This window comes from Planktothrix sp. FACHB-1355 (assembly GCF_014748295.1).
GTDB lineage: Bacteria > Cyanobacteriota > Cyanobacteriia > Cyanobacteriales > Aerosakkonemataceae > Aerosakkonema > Aerosakkonema funiforme_A.
In genome coordinates, this window is record NZ_JACJUP010000966.1 from 1 (window position 1) to 2806 (window position 2806).

Consider the following 2806-nt stretch of genomic DNA (forward strand, 5'->3'; position numbering starts at 1 on the left):
CAAAGGTTGGCGGCGCTTCGCGCAGTCGCCCGTACATCCGGAATATGACATCTTCCGGTACTCTCCGCTGACGGCGGCGATTCCGTGCCAGACAAAGCCACACTGGTATATCTAGCCACAATGCGGTGATGTGAGTGAAGCCGATGGCGCGGGCGAGGGCGATCGCTTCTCGTCGCTGTGGGCAAACGGCGTTGGTTGCATCGTAAATAGCTTCTTTGGCTTGCCCCAACTGTATTTGCTCTACAGCTTGCTGAAATTGGCGAGTTAGTTCGTCCCAAACTAAAAACCAGGGCCCCTGGATCGCTTCATCTCCAAACAGTTTAGCCCTAATGGTGTCTGTGGAAATTAACAGACGCTGTGGGTATTCTGCGACTAGCTTTTGTGCTAGAGAGGATTTGCCGCTACCAGGAAGCCCTATGAGAAAAATTAGTTTCGTCATTGAGAATTTTGGATTTTGGATTTTAGATTTTGGATTAAAAATAAATCTAAAATCTAAAATCTAAAATCTGAAATCTAAAATCTAAATGATTGTTCCATCGGGAATTGTGGCATTTTTGAGAACTACAACAATGCCGTTGCGGATGTAGAAACCCTCACTTTCCCGTGCGGCTTCTTCCACTCTGTCTTTGTTGGTAATGACAACGTTGCAACCAATGCAAGCGTTTTTGTCGATGATGGCACGGCGAACTATTGTGTTCGCACCGATGCCCAAGGGTACTTTACCGTTATGGCAAATCGAGTTCCGTTCCATAAAGGGCTGGTAGAAGTCCGACCCCATCACCAGGGTGTCTTCCACGATGCAGCCGGATTCAACGCGCGATCGCACACCCAAAACCGAGTGATCGATGCGGCATTCTTTGAGGATACAGCCTTCGCTGATCATCGATTCTGTGACTTGACAATCCAACAGTTTTGTGGGTGGCAAGTAACGGGCGCGAGTATAAATGGGGGCACTTTCGTCGTAGAAGCTGAAAGGCGGGTGAGGCTGTCGCGTCAGCGCCAAGTTTGCTTCGTAGAACGATTCGATCGTCCCAATATCTTCCCAGTAGCCACCAAATAGGTAAGCTTGAACGTTGAGATCTTTAGCCGACGCCGGGATAATCTCTTTACCGAAGTCGGTGCGTTCTGGGGATTCTTTCAGCAGCTGAATCAGCACATCCTTTTTAAAGACGTAAATCCCCATTGAGGCGATGTAAGGCATTGCCTGAGCTTTTTCTGGCGTTAGGCCCAGAACGGTGGTATCCACTTGCATCTTTGTCAAAGCATCGCCTTTGGGTTTTTCGCTGAAGTCAACCACTCGCCCGTTTTGGTCGATTTTCATCAAGCCAAAATCGGAGGCCCGTTTCTCATCCATCGGTACGACGGAGATGGTGATATCCGCATTGGTGTCCCGGTGGCGTTGCCAGAACAAGCGATAGTCCATCCGGTAGAGGTGGTCTCCCGAAAGAATCAGATATTCATCTACATCCCATTCCTCGAACAACCACATATACTGGCGCACCGCATCGGCAGTACCCTGAAACCAGTTGGGGTTTTCGGGCGTTTGCTGGGCGGCGAGTACCTCAACGAACCCGTCGGTGAAGCCTGTAAAGTTGTAGCCACGCGCAAGGTGACGATTGAGGGAAGCCGAATTGAATTGCGTTAGGACGTATATTTTGAAGATCTCTGAGTTAATGCAGTTACTGACGGGAATATCGATCAGGCGATACTTCCCGGCCAGGGGTACTGCGGGTTTAGCCCGCAGCTTGGTTAGCGGGTAAAGGCGGGTTCCTGCGCCACCGCCCAGGATGATAGATAGTACTCTTTTCACGAAAAACCTCTCAACTGCCAATCAACTCCCTAGTCCAGTGTCTGATTGTGCGGAGCAGTTTGCAAGAGGGGGAGGGAGGAAGTCTAAGATTTTGGGGATCTGTCCCTAGTCGGAGGGTGGGCTGCTACGCGGAAGTCAAAAGTCAAAAGAAGGGCGTCGGGATTAGGGGCTAGGAACTGGGGACTAGGGAAGAGGGAGAGGGGAGAAAAGGAATTTTGACTTTTGAATTTTGAATTTTGACTTTTGACTTTCCCACTCCCTCTTCCCCAAGTCAAAATGTCTTATGTTGGATTTTATAGTATACACCAAGCTATTTTTACTCCTGTATTGAGCGAGGAATTCCCAAGCGATCGAGCATTTCTAAGTCGGGAGATGCTGGTGCTTTGGGTGGTATGTAAAGTGTTGACATTGGGGCATCCAAAACTTCAGGAACTTTTGCTAAAGAAATACGTTGAATAACTGGTTCGCAGATATGATATTGTGCAGCCTCATAAATTATTACTTCGTGATCGGAGGAGTAGTATTGCTGCAAATATTCAATCAGAATAGGGAGACACCTAGAGACACGAATTTCCGGATTAAAAGACAACTCGCCGACAATGCCAAATTGCCACAGAATCAATGAGCTAGATGTGTCGAACTTGCGCTTGTAAACTAGGAAATCAGTGGCTTCAAAACTTTGACATCCACTGGTGCCAGGATCGATCCCCAGGTCAGCGAATAAGCAATCTTCGGCAGAAATAGCAGGCAACATCCTGGCACAAAATCCTTCCAGACGCGCACGTTTAATTGCTTCATGGGATGGGTAAACAAAAACTCCTGGATGACCGTAAAATACAACGCATACTTTTAAGCCATCCCGAACACAAGTAAGAATTCGCTCTACCATCTCTAGATAAGTAGTTAGACGGTTTTTGCCCGGTTGATAAAAGACGGAAAGGGACTCAGATGTTGAATTAATTTTTTTAAGCCAAGCAATTGTTGGTAGGTCAGCAA

3 protein-coding genes are annotated in these 2806 nt (G+C 47.8%); all 3 read right to left on the minus strand.

The annotated features are described in order from the left end of the window. Window positions 1-439, minus strand: a 439-nt coding sequence (locus tag H6S82_RS27645; protein WP_191057055.1) for an AAA family ATPase, incomplete at its 3' end; no start/stop codon positions are given. An 81-nt stretch (window positions 440-520) separates the two neighbouring features. After that, window positions 521-1810 (minus strand): glucose-1-phosphate adenylyltransferase, encoded by a 1290-nt coding sequence (locus H6S82_RS27650; protein WP_190463946.1) that lies wholly within the window; start codon window positions 1808-1810, stop codon window positions 521-523. Between the two features lie 316 nt (window positions 1811-2126). Next, window positions 2127-2806, minus strand: a 680-nt coding sequence (locus H6S82_RS27655; RefSeq protein WP_191057056.1) for an SAM-dependent methyltransferase, incomplete at its 5' end; no start/stop codon positions are given.